Origin of the sequence: Pseudomonas orientalis, assembly GCF_002934065.1 — a bacterium.
Classification (GTDB): Bacteria; Pseudomonadota; Gammaproteobacteria; order Pseudomonadales; family Pseudomonadaceae; genus Aquipseudomonas; species Aquipseudomonas orientalis_A.
The window spans coordinates 2071554-2093953 of the sequence record NZ_CP018049.1 but is presented as its reverse complement, the minus strand read 5'-3'; the positions used below and the strand labels follow the sequence as shown (position 1 = coordinate 2093953).

At 61.0% G+C, this 22400-nt stretch carries 19 protein-coding genes; 13 read left to right on the top strand and 6 right to left on the bottom strand.

Going from position 1 to position 22400, the window contains the following annotated elements:
- Positions 1-4: 4 nt before the first annotated feature.
- From BOP93_RS27775 to BOP93_RS09535, 3 genes are read right to left on the bottom strand one after another with little or no spacing between them, the layout of a single operon-like run.
- Positions 5-784: a hypothetical protein gene (locus BOP93_RS27775; RefSeq protein ID WP_104502398.1), complete on the bottom strand. Its 780-nt coding sequence runs from the start codon at positions 782-784 to the stop codon at positions 5-7.
- 10 nt (positions 785-794) lie between these two features.
- Positions 795-1613, bottom strand: a complete 819-nt coding sequence (locus BOP93_RS09540; RefSeq protein WP_104502397.1) for a DUF4123 domain-containing protein — start codon at positions 1611-1613, stop codon at positions 795-797.
- Entirely contained in the window at positions 1613-3631 is a 2019-nt protein-coding gene (locus BOP93_RS09535; RefSeq protein ID WP_104502396.1) for a type VI secretion system tip protein VgrG, read from the bottom strand. The genes BOP93_RS09540 and BOP93_RS09535 overlap by 1 nt, the downstream gene beginning before the upstream one ends.
- A gap of 282 nt (positions 3632-3913) precedes the next feature.
- Here BOP93_RS09535 and BOP93_RS09530 point away from each other — a divergent pair, with 282 nt between their 5' ends.
- Positions 3914-5065, top strand: a complete 1152-nt coding sequence (locus BOP93_RS09530; RefSeq protein ID WP_104502395.1) for an MFS transporter — start codon at positions 3914-3916, stop codon at positions 5063-5065.
- A gap of 56 nt (positions 5066-5121) precedes the next feature.
- On the opposite strand, the gene BOP93_RS09525 is transcribed toward BOP93_RS09530, so the two are convergent.
- Together BOP93_RS09525 and BOP93_RS27770 are read right to left on the bottom strand one after the other, a co-directional pair.
- Positions 5122-6045, bottom strand: coding sequence for a hypothetical protein (locus BOP93_RS09525; protein ID WP_237140406.1), 924 nt, complete (start codon positions 6043-6045; stop codon positions 5122-5124).
- 599 nt (positions 6046-6644) lie between these two features.
- On the bottom strand, positions 6645-7442 hold the full coding sequence (locus BOP93_RS27770) for a hypothetical protein (RefSeq protein WP_237140405.1): 798 nt from the start codon (positions 7440-7442) through the stop codon (positions 6645-6647).
- 175 nt (positions 7443-7617) lie between these two features.
- Here BOP93_RS27770 and BOP93_RS27395 point away from each other — a divergent pair, with 175 nt between their 5' ends.
- The 4 genes from BOP93_RS27395 to BOP93_RS09495 are packed head-to-tail and all read left to right on the top strand — an operon-like array spanning position 7618 to position 11397.
- Positions 7618-7836 (top strand): hypothetical protein, encoded by a 219-nt coding sequence (locus BOP93_RS27395; RefSeq protein ID WP_157943489.1) that lies wholly within the window; start codon positions 7618-7620, stop codon positions 7834-7836.
- Positions 7837-7849: 13 nt separating this feature from the next.
- Complete coding sequence (locus BOP93_RS09505; protein WP_104502392.1) at positions 7850-8650, top strand: glucose 1-dehydrogenase; 801 nt, start codon at positions 7850-7852, stop codon at positions 8648-8650.
- A complete protein-coding gene (locus tag BOP93_RS09500; protein ID WP_104502391.1) occupies positions 8643-10469 on the top strand; it encodes a glycoside hydrolase family 15 protein in 1827 nt (608 codons plus the stop codon). The genes BOP93_RS09505 and BOP93_RS09500 overlap by 8 nt, the downstream gene beginning before the upstream one ends.
- Before the next feature lie 25 nt (positions 10470-10494).
- Positions 10495-11397, top strand: a complete 903-nt coding sequence (locus BOP93_RS09495; protein ID WP_104502390.1) for an alpha/beta fold hydrolase — start codon at positions 10495-10497, stop codon at positions 11395-11397.
- On the opposite strand, the gene BOP93_RS09490 is transcribed toward BOP93_RS09495, so the two are convergent.
- Positions 11386-12351 (bottom strand): GlxA family transcriptional regulator, encoded by a 966-nt coding sequence (locus BOP93_RS09490; protein ID WP_104505261.1) that lies wholly within the window; start codon positions 12349-12351, stop codon positions 11386-11388. The two genes, BOP93_RS09495 and BOP93_RS09490, sit on opposite strands and share 12 nt — an antisense overlap.
- A 90-nt stretch (positions 12352-12441) precedes the next feature.
- Between BOP93_RS09490 and BOP93_RS09485 the strand changes: the two genes are divergently transcribed.
- The 8 genes from BOP93_RS09485 to BOP93_RS09450 all read left to right on the top strand — a co-directional run bounded on the left by BOP93_RS09485 (position 12442) and on the right by BOP93_RS09450 (position 22398).
- Complete coding sequence (locus BOP93_RS09485) at positions 12442-13122, top strand: DJ-1/PfpI family protein (RefSeq protein WP_104502389.1); 681 nt, start codon at positions 12442-12444, stop codon at positions 13120-13122.
- 222 nt (positions 13123-13344) lie between these two features.
- Positions 13345-13860: a sigma-70 family RNA polymerase sigma factor gene (locus BOP93_RS09480; protein WP_104502388.1), complete on the top strand. Its 516-nt coding sequence runs from the start codon at positions 13345-13347 to the stop codon at positions 13858-13860.
- On the top strand, positions 13847-14797 hold the full coding sequence (locus BOP93_RS09475) for a FecR domain-containing protein (protein ID WP_104502387.1): 951 nt from the start codon (positions 13847-13849) through the stop codon (positions 14795-14797). The genes BOP93_RS09480 and BOP93_RS09475 overlap by 14 nt, the downstream gene beginning before the upstream one ends.
- A gap of 103 nt (positions 14798-14900) precedes the next feature.
- Positions 14901-17384, top strand: a complete 2484-nt coding sequence (locus tag BOP93_RS09470; protein WP_104502386.1) for a TonB-dependent siderophore receptor — start codon at positions 14901-14903, stop codon at positions 17382-17384.
- A gap of 395 nt (positions 17385-17779) precedes the next feature.
- On the top strand, positions 17780-19219 hold the full coding sequence (locus BOP93_RS09465; protein ID WP_101221154.1) for an undecaprenyl-phosphate glucose phosphotransferase: 1440 nt from the start codon (positions 17780-17782) through the stop codon (positions 19217-19219).
- Positions 19219-20679, top strand: a complete 1461-nt coding sequence (locus BOP93_RS09460; RefSeq protein WP_104502385.1) for a mannose-1-phosphate guanylyltransferase/mannose-6-phosphate isomerase — start codon at positions 19219-19221, stop codon at positions 20677-20679. The genes BOP93_RS09465 and BOP93_RS09460 overlap by 1 nt, the downstream gene beginning before the upstream one ends.
- Before the next feature lies 1 nt (position 20680).
- Entirely contained in the window at positions 20681-21592 is a 912-nt protein-coding gene (locus tag BOP93_RS09455) for a glycosyltransferase (RefSeq protein ID WP_104502384.1), read from the top strand.
- A 29-nt stretch (positions 21593-21621) separates the two neighbouring features.
- Positions 21622-22398, top strand: a complete 777-nt coding sequence (locus tag BOP93_RS09450) for a polysaccharide biosynthesis/export family protein (protein WP_104502383.1) — start codon at positions 21622-21624, stop codon at positions 22396-22398.
- Positions 22399-22400 lie beyond the last annotated feature (2 nt).

Below are 22400 nucleotides of genomic sequence, written 5' to 3'. Positions count from 1 at the left end.
CCTATCAATCACACGTTGGATAAACGCTGCATAAGCGCCCATCTGGCATTTTGAACGTCTTGAAATCGGAAACATTGCCGCGACAAAACCCGAACAAATCCTCCTCACTTTCGCCCCTGCAGCGTTTCCAGCCACGGGCAACTTTTACCCAGTTATCACCAAAAGCGGGTTGCTCCTCTTCCGTGAACGCCAACACCATCCTCAACGTTTTCCCGGACAGTCCGTCACGGTGCACATGCCCCCCAGGCCGCGCCCTCGTAAGCTTTCCGGCAGCATCCAGTGATTTGCACCAAAGGCTTTTAATTAGGGCATGTCTGGGGCCAGCGGTACGAAATAACCATTGGCATTGCCCAGGAAGCTCTTGAACTCCCGTCTCAGGCATCAAAGGCATTCCAGGCTCCCAGCTATCGTGAAAATAGATAAGGGCATAGTCCCTTCCGATATCCGACCAACGCTGCCCCCAACTGGCATTAATTACGAAAACGAGGCTGCGCAATACGAGAGGGCAGCCATTTACCTGTTCCGTTAATGGCACCTCAAAACTGACCCTATTGGCGACGGGTTTCCTGGCAGCCTTGAATATTTTGAGCTCAGGTCGCCTACCCTTTCTTGTAGGCAGCTTGCAGCGTTCACCTGATGCAGGTGCGTATGAAGCGTCACCTAACGCGTCAAACCCCGCCGGCAAATCCACCTCCAACGTAAAGCTATCCGCCGCCCTCCCCGCACACCCCGTTAGCCACAGCATCCCAACGCCAAGCAACACTTTTCCCATCCACCCACGCATTCCCAAGCCCTTATGTGAACCACTGTTCCCGCACCCGTTCAAAATGCTGTGCAGGTGTCTCGCCCTCCAGCGGCTGCCAGCGAATGACACTGCTCCGGGTCGCCTCCTCCAGCCGGCGCACCACCAGGAATTCAAGTTGCTCAGGCGACCGCCATCGCCAGGTACGGGCCTGTTCCAGCACATGGGCCAACCAGATCCTGGGGTCGTGAAACTCCACCAGGGCCGCCAGGTCTTCACTGTGTTCAGCCAGCAGGTAGCGCAGGATATTGGCCTGGAGAATGGCCGACGCTCGAGGATTGGGCAACTGCAACCAGGGCGCGGGATCGGGCACCGGGTAAGCACCCGGCGCGGGGTTGTCGTGGCTGCACCAACGTCCCTCATGCCAATAGCACACGCTGGTCAACGGGCCCAGGTAAACTGGCCATTGTTCTGCCGGCAGATACGCCAGGGCGCGGGCCAGGGTGCGGTTGTCGTGGAAACGGTACAGGGCCTTTTCGCCTTCCGGCCCGATCAGCAGGCGCTCACGCCAATGTCGGGTCACAACGGCCAGGTCATCGCTGGGTAAACTGCCCAGCCACCCTCGATTTGCCTCTGGGTCTCGCAGAAAATTGATTAGCGCAGGCTCCCCTGGCTGCTCCAATAGCAGGATCACCGGGCCCTTGCTGGCCAGTTCCGCTGCCGCGGTTTCACCATAGAGCGGACAATATTGCGAGAGGTCGCGAGCCGCCATGAGCGACTGGCAGCGCTCGTTGCTGGCTTCGAGTATCAGGCACAGACGACGCCCCGACTGTTGCTGCTGCGCCATCCATTGATAAGGTTCGTGCTGCATCACGCGGCCCTCCCGGTGCTGGCGCATTGACCTTCGCGACAGCGCTCGCATAAGGGGCAAAAATCCGCATCCAGTTGGCCGGCCATATCCGTGATAAGCCCCTGCACCATCGACACCTCTGGCGGGCCCGCAACAGACAAAGGGTTGGCCGACCTTGCAACGGCTGGCGAACCACCGACAGTGATGGGCCGGCTGCTGAAAATCCCGCCGGCCTGAATCTGCAAATGCTCGCCGCCCGCCTTGAAACTCAACTGGGCGCCCGCATCGATGACAAGGCTGGCCCCCGCCTTCAGGTGAATCTGTTGACCGGCTTCGATCACCATCACCTGGGTCACCTGAGTGTGGCTATCGCCTTGCACGGCGAGGTGATCGCTGGCCTTCAGCACAATGCGGCGGTCGCCCGCGATGTGGCGCTGCTCACCGCTCTTAAGATGAACCGTGCTCAAGCCTCGGATGATCTCACTGCGCTCACCGAGCACTTCCAACCGACAGTCATGGCCCACGTGCTGCTCCAGGTCGCGCTGGGCGCGCAGGTAGATCAGCTCCTCACCACGACGATCTTCCAGGTGCAGCTCGTTACTGCCCGCGCCACCAGGAACGCTGCAGCTGCGCAAAACGCTACGGGTCTTGTGCTGCGGCAGGGAAAAGGCCGGCATGTGCAATGCATTGGGCAGGCAACCATTGATCACCGGCTGGTCCGGGTCACCCTCCAGGAAGGTCACCAGTACCTCCATGCCCACCCGGGGAATCATCATGGCGCCAAACCCGGCACCAGCCCAACCGGTTGCGACCCTCACCCAGCAGCTGCTTTTATCATCCGACCTGTCCAGCCGGTCCCAATGAAAACGCACCTTCACGCGACCGTATTCATCGCAGTGCACTTCCTCGCCCGCAGGCCCCGTAACCGTCGCCGTCTGGCTACCGTTAATGAGCGCCTTGGGATGTTTGAGGGGTGGCCGATGCACGGCACGCCATGGGGTCGCAGTGAAACGGTTGCGATACCCCACGAAGCTGTCCGTATCGCCTGTCGATTCCTCCAGGACCTGGGGCTGATAGCCTTCGTGGCGCACCGAGGTGAGCAACCACAGGTCATTGCAGGTCGGATCCGGGTGGTCCTGCAATTCAAGAAAGTGACCACTGCGCAACAGGGGCTGGTCACTGCTGCCCGACGCGCGATGATGGTCGGACTGATGTCGCTCCAGACTGCGACGTGTCAATTGCGCCCCCCGTGCACGGCTCGTGAAACCTGCCGGGTAACGGTAGTCCTCATGTGCTGCGCCAGGTGCACAGCCAGCGGCATCCTGCAGCCGCAGTGAAGGGTGTTCGAAGTCATGATCACGGCGCACCGTTCGCCGACTGCGGGTTTCCAGGCGAATATCGAAGCGCTTTACCCCGTGGGTTGCGGCCATCGGATCAATCGTCGAGCAGTATCGCTGCATCGGCAGGCGCTGAAACACCGTTTGATCATCACCAAACACCAGCAAATGACTGTCGGCACTATGGCGAAAGTGGTAATGGATACCCTCCTCCTCGCACAGTCGCTGAATGAAGTGCAGATCAGTCTCCGCATACTGCACGCAGAAGGGCCGAGGCGGATAAATCACCGGGCCCAGCTCGAAGGCATAGGCATCTGCCAGGATGCCGTGTTGTTCAAGCACGCTGGCGATGATCTGCGGCACGCTACGCTGCTGGAAAATCCGCTGGTCAAGGCGATGGGCCAGGCACGCCAAGCGGGGGGCGAGCGTAAGGTGGTAACGGGTGAGCCGGGCCCCCGCGGCATCGCGACCGATGGCGTAGACCAGCCCGTGCAGGCCTTGATCCGTTTCGCCCAGATCCAGATAGACCGGCTGATGGAGCAATGCCTCCAGATCCAGGGCAGGATTTTCGCTGACGAGTTGTACCTGTATGAAATAGGGTCGATCAAGATACTCACAGCCTTCGAAAGCGAGTACCTGCAAGTTGGCAGCGACGCCTGGAATCATTAATTTGAAACGTGACGAAACAAACGCGTCAACCATCCGTTGTTACCCGCCGTCAATAACCAACTGATTAAAAGCTCCCCCTCGTTAATTGCCGCAAATGCTGATCGAGAAAAAGCGCCTGAACGCTCTGAAGCTTAGCGATTTCAGGAAAAAAACGGCCCTTTGAAAATAAAACAGAAGATTCGTACGGCGAGAATGGAAGTGTCTTTATCAAGTCCAACTATGGTCCCAGGGGGAACCCCACTCGCTCGACGAGGACTGATATGCCAGGATGTCGCGCTGGACATCGTTCGTTGAACGCAATACCAAGGATTATTCATGACTGCCATTCCCACTTCCGCCCCCGTGGTTCCCGGGCGGCTGGAGCAAATGTCGACCCGTATCGCTTTTTTCATTGCAGGCTTCGGCATCGCGGCCTGGGCGCCGCTGGTGCCGTACGCCAAGGCGCGCGCGCAACTCAACGAGGGCACGCTTGGTCTGTTGTTGTTGTGCCTGGGGGTAGGCTCGATCCTAGCCATGCCCGTGGCGGGGGTGCTGGCGTCGCGCTTCGGCTGCCGGCGGGTGTTGACGGCCGGCACGATCATGATCTGCCTGGCGCTGCCGATGCTGGCCACCGTGAGTTCGATTCCGCTATTGATGGCGGGGTTGTTTCTGTTTGGCGCCGGCCTGGGTACCGTGGATTCGACCGTCAACCTTCAAGCGGTGATTGTTGAACGCGCCAGCGGGAAAACCATGATGTCGGGCTTCCACGGCTTGTTCAGCCTGGGCGGCATTGTCGGCGCGGCGGGCGTCTCCGGCTTGCTGGGGCTGGGCCTGTCGCCGTTGCAGGCAACCCTGGTGGTGATCGTCATCATGGTAGTGGCGCTGCTCAAGGCCGCGCCGCATTTGCTGCCCTACGGCAGTGAAAGCTCGGGGCCGGCGTTTGCCATTCCTCACGGCGTGGTGCTGTTTATCGGCTGCTTGTGTTTCATCGTGTTCCTGGCCGAAGGCGCGGTACTGGACTGGAGCGCGGTGTTCCTCAGCGCCGAGCGTGGCGTGGACCCGGCGTATGCAGGCCTGGGCTACGCGGCCTTCGCCCTGACCATGACCGCAGGGCGCTTGACCGGCGACATGATTGTGCGGCGCTTGGGTGCAACCCGGGTGATCGTGGCCGGTGGCACGCTGGCCGCGGCCGGTGTGTTCCTGGCGACGCTCTCCCCTGCCTGGGAAATGGCGCTGCTCGGGTACGCGCTGGTGGGCGCCGGCTGCTCCAATATCGTCCCGGTGCTGTACACCGCCGTCGGCAGGCAGAACGTGATGCCAGAACACATTGCCGTACCCGCCATTACCACGCTGGGCTATGCAGGCATATTGGCAGGGCCGGCAGTGATCGGGTTCATTGCCCATGGCAGCAGCGTGGCAACCGCCTTCCTGCTGATCGGTGGGTTGCTGGCGGCGGTGGCAATCAGCGGGAAAATATTGCGCGTATAAACCCGTTTGTATGAGCGGCTTGATTCATACAACCCGCTCATGCATCTGCGGCGCCTTCAGTTGCCCTTTTCTTTCTTATCGTTTTCCAACCATCGATCGATGCTGTAGTTCTTCAGCCAGCCATCGTTGTTACGGCTTCCAGTGAGTTCGTAGCCATTTGCCTTATAGCCGTCCAGCGAATCAAGCAGGCCCGGTCTTTCAACAATGTTCTTGGCCAGATACACCTGCTGTTCGCTGTATTTCTTTTTGGGGAAACCGTTGGCCGGGTCCCGCACGACATTACCTTTACTGTCCAGTTCGTCAGGATCCTTGCTCATTTCAACAAGCGTGTCTGTTTTCACAAATCTATGTTTATCGAAAGGCCAGGCGAAATCTTCCGATTTATCGCGCAGTTGATCGAACATGCCCCTGAATGCAGTAACGACCTGGGCATTGGACATGCTATGGAACGGGTCTGCACTTTGAGTATTGGGACTGGTGTTACCTGTGAGCAGTGCGGAAGCCTTGGCCAAGCTTTCAGGCGTGATTTTACCGCCATCCACCAGAATCGCTTCGTTGAGCCTGGGGCGGTTGAGTATCTCCCTGGCCAACATGATGGTGCGTTCGGAGACGCTGCTTTTGTGCACATCCTCACCGGCAATTTTTTGCAGCCCACTCTGGGTCAGATGACCATCTGTCTTGAACTTATCGAGCATGGCAAAGTTGCTGTTCAGGTCTGTCGCCAGCAGGTGATCATCCGAGCTGGTATAGGGGTTTCCCACATTCGACATTCCGCCATACAAGCCCTGACCGTCGAAATGCCGGCTGGCGCCATTGACCATCAAGCTGTTCGAGACAAAACCTGAGTTCGTTGCCTGCGGTTGCTGAGTACCGATCGCCTTGTCGACGACGCTGAGCCGCGTGTAACCACCACTGGCCGGCGCAGGCCCCTGATTCGGTATTAAAGGTATTCCATAGCCTGGAGTAATCCCGTTCGTCATGTTCATTCCCACCCTATTTAGATTCCATTAACTGAACCTGGAGTGCCCAGTCTTCAAACTCGCGTCGACTGTCAGCACGAGACAGGCAACGGATGTGTGGCAACCTGAAACCAATGGTTCCGACAAGTCCTGGGCATGGGCGGGGTAAAACTTGAGCGTTTGTAACGGGCCAGGCCGGCCGGTCATGGCCGACGTAATAATTTGCTCCAGAGCGTTTCGAGCAAGGACAGCGCAGACCGGGGAGCCGGTCCTTCTGCTGTCGCTCGCGAGCCCCTGTCGAAGTCTTCGGTCGTAGGCGCCTTGAAACTGAACTTCGGCGAAGACGTGAGGTTGAGCCCCTTGGCTTGAGATTTGCCAGGGCTTCGTTCCATAGTTTCCGGGGCAGGCAGGCTTGCAACAGCGTACTGGGAGTGAGACTGGCGAGGTTCAAATGATGTCGAATTCATAGGCCATTACCTGTTCCAGTAGACGAAGGCATCCACGGGCAGACCGATGGATGCTCTCTTCGTGGTAAATCCTTGCAAATGGTTCCCGTATCACCGACGGGTGATTTCGCGGCTGCGAATCCGCCAGCCGATGCAACGCAATAGGGCCAGGTCTTAGCGCAGAAGCCGATACAGGTCGTCTCGAGTGATCTTGCCGTCGCGCAGGAACCCGAAAACGTTGTCCATCGAGCCCTTGAGCTCCGAACGATTCATGATTTCCCTCGACAGTTGGGTAATGCTGTCGGTTGGCCCATGACCATACAGCGGGCGCGAGGCGTACTTTGCAAACGTATTGACATCGATGGCGTTTCTGTCGGCGCTCCACCACGGCCCTTTCAACGCGTTGAAGTTATTCAGGACATTCTGGGCAAGTTGCTTGTCGTCCTGAAGCTTCAGTGGATTGGACGAAAGAATGAATTTACTGATGTCGTCCTTGGACAGGGACTGATCCAAAGCCCCCGTTCCGCTATTTCGATCCAGGGCTTGCGTCAAGCCTGGGCGCTTGAGCAACTCCCTGGCCAGCCTGATATTCGAATCGCGCTCCGGGTTACCGGTCAGGGGCCGACCTGCCAGGTTATTGAGATGCTCAGGCGTAACGGTCGGGGCGTACCAGGGTTTGAAGGCGTTGTATTTATTCAACAGCCCCTGAGCCAGTACCTCGTTGCTCTGCTTGCCGTAGTAAGGGTCCGGCAGCGTGGGGTTGGGCCGTGGAGGTGGGCCTGGATTGAAGGCGGATTTCGAAGACTGCGTTGCGCTATCGAAAACCGGGCCGGACTGACTCGCCGATGGCTCGAAACTCGGGCCCGCCGCGCCTGCTGCCTTGGCCGCAGGGCTGGCCTGCGCGCCCGCAGAGGGTTGCGCGAAGTTGTCCGTCGATGGGGTGTACGCTTGATTGGATGCGGATACCGACATGTGGTGCTCCAGTTCTGAGTTAGGGCGGTGCCTTGCTGCTGCAGCCGTGCCAGCGATCAATAAACCGTGGCGCAGGTCTGCACCAGCAGGCATTTGCTGTGTGGCAAAGCCATGGCATTGGGTTCCTCGACGTGTTGAAAACTTCTGAATGCGGGTAGGAAGGAGGTCGTGACAGATGAAGAGCGAACCGCGAAATTTTCCCACCACAGCACAATGCAAATCGCAGGCTCAGAACCCGACGCTGGTCCGTACGCACAAAGGTGTCGTGGGCCAGGTCTTCGGCCAGTTGACGATTCCTCAGGCAGCGCTTACGGGTTCCGAACAACTCGTCGTAATGCTCGAAGCTGAACTTGTGCGCTGCCCTGCCAGTCAGCTAACTGAACTCACACAGTAAAGGCGGGCAGTCCATGCAACTCTCGTTGGATCAACAAGTGGCCCTGGTCACCGGCGCCAGTTCCGGTATCGGCGCAGGCGCCGCCAAGGCGCTGGCCGAAGCCGGAGCAGCCGTGGTGCTTAACTACAATTCCCAGGCGGCACCGGCCGAGGCGCTGGCGGCACAGATCAATGCCAATGGCGGCCAAGCCATTGCTCTTGCTGGCGATGTGTCGAAAGAAGCCGACGTCGAACGCCTGTTCGCCCAGACCCTCGACGCCTTCGGCCACCTGGATATTCTCGTCGCCAACTCCGGCCTGCAGAAAGACGCCAACCTGGTCGACATGAGCCTGGAGGACTGGAACACCGTGATCGGCGTCAACCTCACCGGCCAATTTCTCTGCGCGCGCGCCGCCGTGCGGATTTTCAACCGCCAGGGCGTGCGTGAGGGCGTGTCCCGCGCAGCCGGCAAGATCATCCACATGAGTTCGGTGCACCAGGTGATTCCCTGGGCCGGGCACGTGAATTACGCAGCGTCCAAGGGCGGTGTGGAGATGCTGATGCGCACCCTCGCCCAGGAAGTCAGCGAGCAGCGCATTCGCATCAACGGGATTGCGCCGGGGGCGATTCGCACGGCGATCAACCGTGCTGCCACTGAAGGCGCCGCCGAACAGGAGCTGCTCAAGTTGATTCCCTATGGCCGCGTCGGCGATGTGCAAGATGTGGCGAATGCGGTGGTGTGGCTGGCCAGCGACGCGTCCGATTACGTGGTCGGCAGCACGCTGTTCATCGATGGCGGCATGAGCCTTTATCCGGAGTTTCGTGGCAATGGTTGATTTGAAAAACGAACCACAAAGTGCCATCGATGCCCACGGCATCATCGGCGACATGCGCAGCGCGGCGTTGGTGAATGACCAGGGCAGTATCGATTTTTTCTGCTGGCCGGAATTCGACAGTCCATCGATCTTTTGCGCGTTGCTCGACAGCCCCGAGGCCGGCACCTTCCAGCTCACCCCGGACTTGCCCAATGCACGCCGCGAGCAGATCTACCTGCCCGACACCAATGTGCTGCAAACCCGCTGGCTCAGCGATGCGGCGGTGGTGGAAATCACTGATTTGCTGGCCGTCAGCGAAGAGGTCGATGATCTACCTTTATTGATCCGCCGCGTGCGAGTGGTCAGCGGCACGGCGACGTTCCATCTGCGCTGCGCCGTGCGCCATGACTATGCCCGCGCCAAGACCCACGCCAAGGCGGTCGATCAAGGCGTGTTGTTCAACGCGGACGGTCAGCCCGGACTGCGGCTGGCGGGCAGCCACCCATTGACCCTCGACGAACATGTGGCCACGGCCAGCTTCACCCTGGCCCAGGACGAGAGCGCCGAGTTCGTCCTCGGCGGCCAGGACGATCCACGCGTGACGAACGCCTGCACCGAGCTCTACCTGGAACGCACCTTGAAGTTCTGGCGCAGTTGGATCAGTCAATCGAACTACCGCGGACGCTGGCGTGAAATGGTCAACCGCTCGGCCCTCGCGCTGAAGCTGCTGACCTCACGCAAACACGGCGCCATCATCGCCGCCGCGACCTTCGGCTTGCCCGAGACGCCCGGCGGCGAGCGCAATTGGGACTACCGCTACACCTGGATCCGCGACGCTTCGTTTACCGTCTACGCGTTCATGCGCCTGGGTTTTGTCGAGGAAGCCAACGCCTACATGCGCTGGCTCAAGGGGCGGGTCAGCGACTGCTGCGGCCAGCCGACCAAAATCAACATCCTGTACGGCATCGATGGCCGCCAGGAGCTGCCGGAAACCACCCTGGATCACCTCAGTGGTCATGGCGGCGCACAGCCGGTGCGCGTCGGCAATGAAGCGTTCGACCAGGTTCAGTTGGATATCTACGGCGAACTGATGGACGCGGTTTACCTGGTCAATAAATACGGCGAAGCCATCTCCCACGAGGGCTGGAAGCACACCGTTGAAGTGGTCGATCAAGTCTGCGAAATCTGGAATCAGCAAGATGTCGGCATCTGGGAAATGCGCGGCGAGCAGCATCACTTCCTGCACTCGCGCCTGATGTGCTGGGTGGCCGTGGACCGCGCGATCCGCCTGGCCTCCAAGCGCTCGTTACCGGCGCCGTTCGCCCGTTGGGACCAGACCCGCCAGGCGATCTATGCCGATATCTGGAGCAACTTCTGGAACGAAGAACGTGGGCATTTCGTGCAGCACATCGGCAGTACCGCCCTCGACGGCTCGATGCTGTTGATGCCGTTGGTGCGCTTCGTTGCCGCCACCGATCCGCGCTGGCTGTCGACATTGGAGGCGATCCAGAAAAGCCTGGTTCGCGATGGCATGGTCTACCGTTACCGCAACGACGACAGCCAGATCGATGGGCTGCAAGGCACTGAAGGCGCATTTGCCGCGTGTTCGTTCTGGTACGTCGAATGCCTGGCCCGCGCCGGCCAGGTGGAAAAAGCCCATCTGGAGTTCGAACAACTGCTGCGCTACGCCAACCCGCTGGGGCTGTATGCCGAAGAGTTCGACAGCCAGGCCCGGCACCTGGGCAACACGCCCCAGGCGTTGAGCCATCTGGCGCTGATCAGTGCGGCGACGTTTCTGGACCGTAAACTCAGTGGCGCGAAAACGGTGTGGCAGCCATGATTTCCCGCCTGTTCAGGAGCCGATCATGACCACCCTCGCCCCACTGCTCTACGTGCGCACGCCCATGCTCGATATCGCCTATGAAACCCACGGTCCGCTCGAGGGTGACCCGGTGATCCTGCTGCACGGTTTCCCCTACGACCCTCGCGGCTACGACGAAATCGCGCCAGGCCTGGCCGAACAGGGTTACCGCGTGCTGGTGCCCTACCTGCGCGGTTATGGCCCGACGCGTTTTATCAGTGAGCAGGTCATGCGTTCCGGTCAACAGGCGGCGCTGGGCAAGGACTTGCTGGATTTCATGGATGCGCTGTCAATCCCCTGCGCCACCCTGGCCGGTTATGACTGGGGCGGGCGTGCCGCGTGTATCGTCGCGGCGCTGTGGCCGGAACGGGTGCGCGGATTGGTGACCGGTGACGGCTACAACATCCAGAACATCGCCCAGTCACTCAAGCCGCGCGCACCTGAAACAGAACACCGCCTGTGGTATCAGTATTACTTTCACACCCAGCGCGGCGTGGATGGCTTGACTGCCAACCGACGGGAATTGTGCGAGCTGTTGTGGTTGTTGTGGTCGCCGTCCTGGGCGCGTGGGCCGAGCCTGTATGGGCAAACCGCGCCCTCGTTCGACAACCCGGATTTTGTCGAGCTAGTGATCCATTCCTACCGCCATCGCTTCATGTACGCGCCGGGCGACCCGGCGCTGGCGTTCATCGAGCAGGCGTTGGCGCTGCAACCGCCGATTTCGGTGCCAAGCATTTCGCTGTGCGGTGCCGATGACGGTGTGGGGCCGCCACCTGCAGAAGACGACGATATCGAGCATTTCAGCGGTTTTTATCGACGGCAGGTGCTGCCCGGCGTGGGCCACAATATTCCCCAGGAAGCGCCGCAGGCCACCCTGGCAGCCCTGCTGGAATTGCTACAACGGTGAAAAGCGCTCGCGGTAAGCCTGGGGCGTTACCGACAGGGCCCGCAGGAAACTGCGTCGCAGGGTCTCTTCACAGCCAAACCCGCACTGCATGGCTATGCGTTTGATCGAGGTGCTGCTGTCGGCCAATTGCCGGCGCGCGCTCTCCACACGGAGCAGCTCCACAGCCCGCGCCGGGGTCTGGCCGGTTTCGGCACGGTAATGACGCACAAAGCTGCGCTCGCTCATGCCGGCCTGGGCGGCCAGGGTGGCGATATTCAAATCCAACTTAAGGTTCTCGGCGATCCAGGCGTGCAACTCGGCAAAGCGGCTGTCGCTCTTTTGCAGCGACAGGGTCACGCTGAATTGCGACTGCCCGCCGGGACGTTTGAGAAACACCACCAGGTGCCGCGCCACTTCCAGGGCGACGGCGCGTCCCAGGTCCTCCTCCACCAGGGCCAGGCACAGATCGATACCGGCGGTCACACCGGCCGAGGTCCACAGCGCGCCTTGCCGGATGAAAATCGGATTGGACTCCACCGTCAGTGCGGGAAACTTGCGCGCCAGTTCTTCACAGCGCGTCCAGTGCGTGGCCACGCGGCAACCGTCGAGCAAGCCACTGGCGGCCAGCAGAAAAGCGCCGGTGCAGACCGAGGCCATGCGCCGGGTGTGCCGCGACTTTTCCCGCACCCAGTGCACCAGCGCCGGGTCTTCGGCGGCGCCGTACACGCCCCAGCCGCCGGCGATCACCAGCGTGTCGCACGGCTGGTCGACGCCGGGCAACGGATCGGCCAGCAGCGCCAGGCCCGCCGATGTCACCACCGGTTTGGCCTGGTCAGCGATCACATTCACCGCATAGGGCAAGGGCAAACCGCGCTGGCGCGCCAGGTCATTGGCCGAAGCGAACACCTGCAGAGGCCCGGTGACATCGAGTACCTGGGCATTATCGAAAGCGAGGACATGAATGACTCTGGGCATCATTGGCGTGATCTGTGGGTTCAATGGCGTATTCGCCAAAGCCTAGGCCTCTACAGTGAAGCCGTCCACCCCTTTATTGGAGCGTCATCCATGACCCTGCACATCGGCTTCCTGCTATTTCCCGGCATCCAGCAACTGGACCTGACCGGCCCCTATGACGTGCTCGGTTCGCTGCCGGACGTAAAACTGCACCTGGTGTGGCAGGACCTGGCGCCGATCACCTCCAGCACCGGCCTGGTGTTTACGCCAACCATGACCTACGCCGACTGCCCGAACCTGGATGTACTGTGCGTGCCCGGCGGCTCGGGCGTCGGCGCCTTGATGGAAGACCCAGGCACCCTGGACTTTCTCAAGGCCCAGGCGCAGACCGTGCGCTACATGACGTCGGTGTGCACCGGCTCGCTGGTGCTGGGCGCGGCGGGTTTGCTGCGCGGTCGCAAGGCCACCACCCACTGGGCCTACCACGACCTGCTCGCGCCACTGGGTGCCATTCCGGTGCAAGCGCGCGTGGTGCGTGACGGCAACCTGTTTACCGGTGGTGGGATTACGGCCGGCATCGACTTCGCGCTGACCCTCGCGGCGGAGTTATACAGCGAAGCGGCGGCGCAACTGGTGCAATTGCAAATCGAATATGCACCCGCACCGCCGTTCGACTCGGGCCGCCCGGATACGGCGCCAAGGCACGTGCTGGAGGAAGCCAACAAGCGCACGGCAGAATCGCGCAGAGTGCGCGCAGAGATTGTTGCGCGGGCGGCGGCACGCTTGGGTTGAGCTGGCGCCTGAGTTCCCACTGACGCATACAGAGCCAAATGTGAGAGGGGGCCTGCTCCCGATTGCAGTGTGTCAGTCACAAAAGCATTGGCTGACACGTCCTCATCGGGAGCAAGCCCCCACCCACCCTTTGAACCGTGCTCGACATCCGATTGCCCATTCCCACACTCAACGACTAGAATGCGAAACATTATCAATTAAGACGGCTGCGCCGGGATGCCCATGTCGAGCGATCACCCACTGGACCCTGCCGCCATCGGCCAGCTGTACCAAACCCATCATGCCTGGCTGCGCGGCTGGTTGAGCCGACGTACCGGCTGCCGCGAGCACGCCGCCGACCTGGCCCAGGAAACCTTCGTGCGCCTGCTCAACGCGCGCCGGCAACAGACCTTGCAGCAACCGCGCGCTTACCTGAGCAGCATTGCGCGCAGTCTGATGATCGACCAGTACCGACGCCGCGAACTTGAGCGTGCCTACCTGGAAAGCCTTGCGCATTTCCCGCAGGTCGAAGTGCCTTGCGAGGAAACCCGCTTGTTGATCATCGACAGCCTGGAGCGCATCGACCGTTTGCTCGATCAACTCAAACCGCGCGTGCGTGAGGCCTTCCTGCTGGCTCAACTGGACGGCCTGACCTGCCCGCAAATCGCCGTGCGCCTGGGCGTGTCCAGGGCCACGGTGGAGCGCGACCTGGCCAAGGCGCTGCATGCCTGTTATCGGTTGCGCTATGCCGACTATTGACCCGCGCCTGGTGGACCAGGCGATCCAGTGGATGATCCAACTGCGCTTCAACAGCGCTGACGACGCCGCCACCGCCGCCTTTGAGCAGTGGCTGCACACAAGCGCCGCGCATCAACTGGCGTGGCAGCGCGTGGCGACGATGAATGACGATTTCAGCCAACTGCCCGCGCATATCGGTCGCCGTGCACTGGATGGCGCGCGCCAGCGCATCAGCCGTCGTGATGGCTTGAAGCTGCTCGGGCTGTTGGCCGGTGCCGCCGGTTTGACCTGGTTGGGCCGCGACTACACGCCCCTGCCCGCGCTGATGGCCGACTACCGCACCGCCACCGGTGAGCGGCGCTGGGTGGCGTTGAACGAGGGCAGCAAGCTGCAGCTCAACAGCGCCAGTGCTATCGATGTCGCGCTGAATGCCGAGCGGCGCCTGGTGAGCCTGCGTCAGGGTGAGGTGTTGATCAATACCGGCGCCGATAATCGCCCGTTCTGGGTACACACCCGCGACGGTGACCTGCGCGCACTCGGCACGCGCTTTCTGGTGCGTGAAGAATCCCACGGCACGCTGCTGGTGGTGCAACAGGGTGCGGTGGCGGTGTTTGCCGACCGCCACGCCGCTCACGCACGCCACGTGATCAAGCCCGGCGAACAGGTGCTGTTCGACCGCAGCGACGTGCGCCCTGCCCCGGTCAACGGTCTCGATCCCTGGGCCTGGAGCGAAGGTGTCATCAGCGCCCACAACATGCGCCTGGATGCCTTCCTGGCCGAACTGGGCCGCTACCGCCACGGCCTGGTGCGTTGCAGCGAAGCCGTGGCCGCGCTGCGGGTGTCGGGCACGTATCAACTGGACGACACCGATCAGGTGCTGCAATTGCTGGCCCAGTCGTTGCCGGTCACCCTGACCTACCGCAGCCGCTATTGGGTGACGCTGTCCTCGCGGGCTTGACCGAAAAAAATAAATGAGGTGAATTCTCATTGCCGCTCGACCTGTAAGGAAAGGCCGATCAACAGGCCGGATTCAGCCACTTCCTTCAGGAGCATCCGCGGTCATGCAAGCGTTCCCCTCCCAATGTTCATCCCTCAAGCACGCGGTACGGGCCGCCCTGCTCGGCGTCTGCCTGGGCAGTGCCAGCCTGCCCATGACAGCGCTGGCCGAGAGTGCCGCCGACACCCAGGCCCGCGATTGGCGGATCGCACCCGGCCCGCTCGCTTCGGCACTCGACCAGTTCGCCCGCCAGGCCGGGATCAGCCTGTCCTACGACGCCAGCAGCGTCGCCGGCAAAAGCAGCAGCGGGCTCAACGGCAGCTTTGACCCTGAGCAAGCCCTGGCCCAATTGCTGCGTGACCAGGGCCTGCAAGCCCAACGCCAGGGCAACAGCACCTGGCTGCTGCTGCCGCAAACGGCCGATACCGGCGCACTGAACCTGGGCGCGACAATGATCACAGGCGATCGCCTGGGAGCGATGACCGACGGCACCGGCGCCTACACCACTGGTGCGGTCACCATTGGCAAAGGCGAACACAGCCTGCGCGAAACGCCGCAGTCGGTGAGTGTGATGACCCGCCAATTGATGGACGACCAGAACGTCACCACCATCGACGACGTGATGGAGCGCACGCCGGGAATCACCACTTATGAATCGCCCATGGGCGGCAAGTATTTCTATTCCCGTGGTTTCAAGATGCTTGGCCAGTACCAGTACGACGGCGTGCCGCTGGACATGGGTAAGGACTACGTACAAGCCGACAGTTTCAGCGCCAATATGGCGATTTATGACCGTGTGGAAGTGCTCAAAGGCGCGGCCGGCATGCTCAAGGGCGCCGGCACCGCCAGCGGCGCGGTGAATTTCGTGCGCAAGCGACCGCAGGCCAGGCCCACGTCCAGCCTGTCGCTGTCCGCAGGCACCTGGGACAACTACCGCGCCGATGTCGACACCGGCGGCCCGCTCAATGACAGTGGCACCGTGCGTGGCCGTGCGGCGTTCAGCCAACAGGATCGCGGCTCCTATATGGATATTTCCAAGCGCAAGGATCGCGCGTTCTACGGCGCGCTGGACATCGATCTCAACCCCGACACCACTCTGGGCCTGGGCGCCAGTTATGAAGACGTCGATGCCAGCCCGTGCTGGGGTGGCTTGCCGCGCTACAGCGACGGCAAGAGTGCCAAGCTCAGCCGCTCCACGTGCCTGGGCCAATCCTGGAACGACTGGCAAAGCCGTCGTGCCACGTTCTTCGCCGACCTGACCCATCACTTCAACGACGACTGGACACTCAAAGTCGCCGCCGTGCACAGCCGCAACCTGCAAGACACCAAGTATGCCGCCAGCGAAGGCACCATCGCTTACGGCAACCCGCTGCCTACCGCCAATTCCTATGCAGCCTTGATGGATTACGACCACAAGGACGTCGGCCTCGATGCCTACGTGGACGGCCAGTTCGAAGCCTTCGGCCTGGAGCACGAATTGATCCTCGGCGCCAACGGCAGCCGTGGCACCCAGGACGACATCTACGCGATCCAGAACTTGCCCAGGCGCCAAAGCATTTATCAACCCGACCACCATTTCCCGGAACCGGCCAATGACACCTTCTGGCCGAACATGTACCGCGGCGGCACGGTCAAGGAAACCGCCACGCAATACGGCACCTACGCCACGCTGCGCCTGCGTCTGGCCGAGCCGTTGATGTTTATCGTCGGCAACCGAGTAAGCTGGTACGACAACCGCCGCCAGTCAAACAACCTGGGCTGGGGCGAATGGAGCGTGCAAGACGCACACACCAAAGAAAGCGGCGAAGTCACTCCATTTGCCGCGCTGATCTATGACCTCAATGAGCACCTGTCGGTATACGCCAGCTACGCCGATATCTTCCAGCCGCAGAGTGCCTATGCAACGGCCGATGGCGCGGCGCTCAAACCGAAAATCGGTAACAACTACGAGCTGGGCATCAAGGGCGAATGGTTCGACGGGCGCCTCAACAGCTCGCTGGCGCTGTTCCGCGCGATCGAGAAAAACGGCGCCGAGACCGACTTCCTGAGTTTTTGCCCGACCTCCGCCGATGGCTATTGCTATACCGACACCGGCAAAGTACGCGCCCAGGGTATCGAAGCCGAAGTCAGCGGCCAATTGCTCGAGCGTCTGCAGGTGTCCGGCGGCTACACCTACACCCAGACCAAATCGTTGAAGAATATCGACAGCAGCCTTGAAGGTGGCGCGTCCAATACCTACGTGCCCCGGCACATGCTGCGCATGTGGGGCGACTACCAGCTTGATGGCGCGTTGTCCAAATGGAGCGTGGGAGCTGGCGTCAATGCACAGAGCAGCAATTACCGGATGCAGGGCATCAAGCTGGAGCAAGCCGGTTATGCCCTGTGGGATGCGCGCCTGGCGTACCGTGTGGATGACACGTGGACCCTCGCGCTGAACGGCAAAAACCTCTTCGACAAAAATTATTATCAAACCGTAGGCACGGCGTCCTGGGGTAATTTTTATGGCGAACCGCGCAATTTCACCGTCAGTTTGAAAGGCACGTTCTAACCCCCCTTCTTAGCGGCGATTGCTTCACTTAATCGCCCCTGCGCGTCCCCTTTTCCTGCCACGCGAAAAAACCTTTTCACAGCTGGCAGGAAAATTCTCACATTTGTTCCTACACTCAAAATTACCCCCCCCCCCAATGCCAAGTGCCAGTACAAGGAACGTCAAGCATATGACATGCAGAAGCCTGTTCTACCTCCCAGCAATGCCAAATCCAGCACGACGTCAATTTATTGGCCAATTCGCATAAGGAATCTTTTTTTACCTTTTCCCCGCAAAACTACCTTCATTTGGATGGTTCCACTTGGATGATGGTTGCGTTTTAACCAGATGCAGCGCTCCGCCTGCTCAGTTGAACAGTCGCAAAGCGAACCTGGTATGCAATGAGGGATGTTCGTATGCGAGAGAAGTCATCAGTTGTCAGTTTGTTTTTGACTCGTGCAGGTTTCGTTGAATTTTTTGTCATTTTTGTCAAGTTGATCCATGGCCTGACTGCCATTTTGCCGCCGCTGGTGCTGGCGTTTTTCATCGACCCGATGGAACTTGAAATGCGCTCGCGCTTTCTGGGTCTGTTGCTGTTCTTCGCGTTCCTGACGATTATTTTGTTCCAGGCCCTGGGCATCTATTCCGAAGAGCTGTTCAGCAACCGCCTGCGCTTGCGCGCCAAAATCGTGGCCTGGTCGTCGGCGTTCTGCATCCTGCTGTTCATGTACCAGATCCTGCAGGTGTTCCCGCAGTTGAACCCGCGCAATCTTGTGGCCTGGTACTTCGCAAGCCTTGGGCTGTTCTGCCTGGAACGCATGATGATGCTGCGCCTGTACCGCAGCCTGATGCGCCGGGGCAAATACCTGCAACGCACGGTGCTTCTGGGCTTCACCGACACCGCCGTGCATATCGCCGACCACCTGCAACGCAATGGCGATATCCGCTCCGGCCTGATTGGTTTTATCGACGACCGCACCGAACGCATCCCCAAGGAGCTGAGCAACCTGCCGCTGCTGGGCAACACCCGCGACCTGGAAAAACTGATCCGCGCCGAGCAGGTCAACCAAGTGATGATCTGCCTGCCGTGGTCTGCCGAGCAGCGTATCCTTGGGCTGGTCAATCGCCTGCGGCAGATGTCGGTGAACGTGATGCTGGTGCCGGACATGGCCGCCCTGCGCTACGGCCACAGCCGCATTACCGACGTGGGCGGTATCTTGATGTTCAACACCTCGCAGCTACCGCTGCGCGGCTGGGCGCCCTTTATCAAGCGCTGCGAAGACCTGTTGCTGGCCAGCATTGCCCTGGTGGTGCTGTCTCCGGTGATGCTGTTGACGGCCATCGCGATCAAGCTCGATTCCAAGGGCCCGGTGCTGTTTCGCCAGAACCGCTACGGCTACAACGACAATGAAATCCGCGTGTTCAAGTTCCGTTCGATGTTCACTGACCAAAGCGACTTCACCGCCGAACGCCAGACCACCCGTCAAGACCCGCGTATCACACGCGTCGGCCGCATCATCCGCAAAACCAGCATCGACGAGCTGCCCCAGTTGTTCAACGTACTGCTGGGCAACATGTCCATGGTCGGCCCGCGCCCCCACGCCACCGCAACCAAGGCTGCAGGCATTCCTTTTGAACTGGCGGTAAGCGAATACAGCTCGCGGCATCGGGTCAAGCCAGGCATCACCGGTTGGGCGCAAATCAACGGCTATCGGGGCGAAACCGATACCCTGTTCAAAATCCAGAAACGCGTCGAGTACGACCTGGAATATATCTCCAAATGGTCGGTGTGGTTTGACTTGTACATCGTTTTCATGACGGTCCCGGCCGTCCTTTCCACCAAGGAAGTCTATTGATGAATACCCTCAACGGATTGATTCCCTGCATTATTTCCGGTGGTTCGGGCACACGCTTGTGGCCGGTGTCCCGGCAGAACATGCCCAAGCCGTTCATGCGCATGCGCGACGGCCAGAGCCTGCTGCAGAAAACCTTCCAGCGCGCCGCACGCCTGCCGGGTGTGGAAAGCGTGCTGACGGTGACCAACCGCGACCTGCTGTTTCGCACCCTGGACGACTACCGCAGCGTCAACAAGGTCCACCTGCCCCTGGACCTGCTGCTCGAACCGTTCGGGCGCAATACCGCTGCGGCCATCGCCGTGGCGGCGCTGCATGTGCAGGAACATTTCGGTGGCGAGGCGCAACTGCTGGTGATGCCCGCCGACCACTTGGTGCTCGATGAAAGCGCCTTCGCCGAGGCAGTGACCCAGGCTCGCGAACTGGCCGAAGCCGGCTACCTGGTGACCTTCGGCATCCAGCCCGACCACCCGGAAACCGGCTTCGGCTATATCGAAAAAGGCGAAGCGCTGAGCCTGGGCAACCGGGTCAAGCGCTTTGTCGAAAAGCCCGACCTGGCCACCGCCCAAGCCTACCTCGACGGCGGCAAACACCTGTGGAACGCCGGCATGTTCTGCTTCAAGGCCAGCACTCTGGTGGATGAACTGAACACCCATGCCCCCGACGTTCTGATTGCTGCGCGTGCCGCCCTCGAACACAGCCAGCACCTGCAAAACAAAACCTCGCGCCAGCGCGAACTGGACAGCGACGCCTTCGCCAGCGCGCCGGACATCTCCATTGACGTGGCGCTGATGGAAAAGTCCCAGCAAGTGGCCGTGGTGCCGTGCGACATCGGCTGGAGCGATATCGGTTCCTGGGAAGCCCTGCGCCAGCTCACCCCCAGCGATGCCCAGGGCAACCAGGTCAATGGCGAAGCGATCCTGCACGACGTGCGAAACTGCTACATCGACTCGCCCAAGCGCGTACTCGGTGCGGTCGGCGTGCGTGACCTGATCATCGTCGACACCCCCGACGCCCTGCTGATCGCCGACGCCAACCGCAGCCAGGACGTGCGCTACATCGTGGCCGAACTCAAGCGCCAGAATCATCCGGCCTTCAGCCTGCACCGCACCGTGACCCGGCCGTGGGGCACCTACACCGTGCTGGAGGAAAGCAGCCGCTTCAAGATCAAGCGCATCGTGGTCAAACCCCAGGCGTCGCTGTCGCTGCAAATGCACCACCACCGCAGCGAGCACTGGGTGGTGGTCAGCGGCGCGGCGCAGATCACCAATGGCGAACGTGAATTCCTGATCAACGCCAACGAATCCACTTATATACCGGCCGGACACAAACACCGCCTGACCAACCCCGGCATCATCGATCTGGTGATGATCGAAGTGCAGAGCGGCGAATACCTGGGCGAAGACGATATCGTGCGCTTCGATGACATCTACGGGCGTGCGCCTGCCGAAGTGAAGAAGTGACATGCGCACCTCGTTGATCATCCCGGCACGTAACGCCTCCAGCCACCTGGCGCGGCTGCTACCCGCGCTGAAGATGCAGACCCTGCAGCCGGACGACATGCTGGTGGTCGACAGCGCCTCCAGCGATGACACCGTGGCGCGCTTTCGCGACTACGGTGCGCGGGTCGAGGTGATCGACGCGCGCACCTTCAATCATGGCGGCACGCGGCGCTGGGCCAGCGAGCAAGTGAGCGGTGACGCCCTGATCGTGATGACCCAGGACGCCATCCCCGCCACCCCGGAAACCTTCGCCAACCTGCTCGCGGAATTGCAGCAGGACCCGCTCAACGGCGTGGCCTACGGGCGCCAGTTGCCGCATCCGGATGCCGGTGTGCTGGGCGCGCAGTCGCGTCACTTCAATTACCCGGCCCAAAGCCGCAGCAAGCGCCTGGCCGATGCGCCGGAACTGGGGATCAAGACCTGTTTCAGCTCCGATTCGTTTTCCGTCTACCGGCGCAGCGCCCTGCACGCCGTGGGCGGCTTCCCCGCCGATGTGATCGGCAGCGAAGACGCCTACGTCGCGGCACGCCTGCTGATCGAAGGTTACACCGTGCGCTACGCGGCCTCCGCGCAGGTGTACCACTCCCACGATTACCGACTCATGGACGAGTTTCACCGCTACTTCGACATTGGCGTGTTCTACGGTCGCGAACCGTGGATACGCCAGGCCTTTGGCGATGCCGGCGGTGAAGGTAAACGCTATGTACTGGCTGAACTCGCGGCATTGCGCGCAGCCGGTGCCTGGCACCGCGTACCAGAAGTGCTGGTGCGCAGCGCGTTCAAATTGCTCGGCTATCGGCTGGGCCAGCAGGAGCGCCGGCTACCTCTGGCCCTCAAGCGGCGCATCAGCATGTTCCCCGGTTATTGGAGGTGAGCATCATGACCTACAGGAAGTCCTATTTGATGAAACGAACCCTGCTCGTCCTGGCCATGATGGCCCTGGCCGCCTGCAATACGCCCGCGCGCATCGTTGCGCCCGACGACAAGACGGTCGAGGACGGCAAGCGCGCCCTCGACCAGCTTGCCCAACTGCCGCCGGCGGTGGAACGCATCCGCGTCGGCGATCAGTTGCGCATCGTGCGCGACGCCGGGGAAATGCCGACGCTGTCGGCGTTCAACGTCAGTACGATCTACGAGCTGACGCTGTACACGGTGCAAAGCGACGGCAAGATCAACTACCCGTTCCTGGGCCCGATCCAGGTGGCCCGACGCACGCCGACGGAAGTGGCGAACGAGCTGACCAACAAGCTCACGCCGGTGTATCGCGAGCCGCGGGTGACGGTGAACATCAACCAGGCGCCGGCCAATTCGATCATTGTCGGCGGCGCGGTGAACAACCCGACCTCGGTGTCGATCGCAGTGGCCAACACCCTGGAGCAAGCCATTATCGGCGCGGGCGGGGTGAACCCGGCGGGCAATGCGAGCATGGTCGCGCTGCTGCGCGAAGATACCCAGGGCGTCTATCGCGCCTACTTCCTGGACTTCAGCCAATACCTCAAGACCGGCCCCAACGGACGCAAACAAGTGCCCCTGCAACGCGGTGACGTGGTGTTCGTGCCCAAATCCAATGTGGGCGAGCGCATCCAGGGCGTGGATACCTACCTGAACCAACTGATCCCATTCACCAAGTCGATCGGGGTTGGCTACAACTACACCCGAACCAGCGGCGGCAGTAACTAAAG